2 protein-coding genes are annotated in these 1,389 nt (G+C 62.1%); both read left to right on the forward strand.

What is annotated here, in order from left to right:
• Window positions 1-768 (forward strand): pyridoxal phosphate-dependent aminotransferase (locus C1D09_RS31610; RefSeq protein ID WP_143977864.1); only part of this gene is annotated, 768 nt, incomplete at its 5' end.
• Window positions 769-772: 4 nt separating this feature from the next.
• Window positions 773-1,389, forward strand: a 617-nt coding sequence (locus C1D09_RS31615) for a glutaminase (RefSeq protein WP_143977865.1), incomplete at its 3' end; no start/stop codon positions are given.

Raw genomic sequence — 1,389 nt, forward strand, 5'->3', positions numbered from 1 at the left:
TATCGCAACATCATGGCGGCACTCGGCATCGAAGTGGTCGAGATCGAACTTGGCGACGCAGCCTATCTGCATGCCGGCCATCTGGAGGCCGCGCACCGCGAGAAGCCGCTGAAGGGGGTGCTTTTCGCGAGTCCCGCCAACCCGACCGGTGCGGTCATACCGGCCGACGAACTGTCGGCGCTGGTCGAGACCGCGGAGGCACTGGGCATCGCCGTCATTTCCGACGAGATCTACCACCGCCTGGCCTATGGTGCGCCCGACATCACCGCACTTGCCTTCGGCAACAGCGTCACGGTGATCAATTCCTTCTCGAAATACTATTGCATGACCGGCTGGCGCATAGGCTGGATGGTGTTGCCGGAAGCGCTGGTGCGGCCGGTCGAACGCATCGCCCAGAGCCTCTACATTTCGCCACCGGAACTGTCGCAGGTCGCCGCTATCGAAGCGTTTGCCGCGACCGAAGAGCTTGAAGCGGTCAAGGGGCGCTATGCCTGGAACCGTGAACTGCTGATGAAACGCCTGCCGGAACTCGGCTTCCCGCTGGCTGCGCCCATGGACGGCGCCTTTTATGCATTCTGCGATGTCACCCGCCACACCAACGACAGCATGGCCTTCGCGCGCAAGATGCTGGCCGAGGCGCATGTGGCGGCGACGCCCGGCCGCGACTTCGACACCCTGGCCGGACATCGCACGATGCGGTTTTCCTATGCCGGCAGCCACGACGACATGGTCGAGGCGATGGCACGCATCGAACGCTGGTTGAGGTAGCGCCATGCCGGGACTCGAGCAGGCCCCCAAACTTGATCAGGCATTGGCCGAAGTCGCCGCCGAAATGGCCGAGCGTACCGATCGCGGCAATGTCGCCACCTACATTCCGCAATTGGGCAAGGTCGATCCAAGGAAATTCGGCATTGCCGCCGTCACCAATGACGGCAGCGTGCTGGTGGCCGGCGATGCCGACCAGGCATTTTCGATCCAGAGCATCTCCAAGGTGTTCACCTTGACGCTGGCGCTCGGCAATGTCGGCGACGCGCTGTGGAAAAGGGTCGGGCGCGAGCCTTCGGGCAATCCATTCAACTCGATCGTCCAGCTCGAGCACGAGAACGGCATTCCGCGCAATCCGTTCATCAATGCCGGCGCCATCGTTATTTCCGATATACTGCTTGCCGGCCATCAGCCGCGCGAGGCGATCGGCGAGATCCTGCGGTTCATCCAGTTTCTCGCCGACGACGAGAGCATCATCATCGACCGTGAGGTCGCAGCGTCCGAACGTGCCACCGGGTATCGCAACTTCGCGCTCGCCAACTATATGAAATCCTTCGGCAATCTTCATCACGCACCGGAACTGGCGCTGGGCGTCTATTTCCACCATTGCGCCATAGCCATGAG

The organism is Mesorhizobium intechi, assembly GCF_002879535.1.
Taxonomy (GTDB): domain Bacteria; phylum Pseudomonadota; class Alphaproteobacteria; order Rhizobiales; family Rhizobiaceae; genus Mesorhizobium; species Mesorhizobium intechi.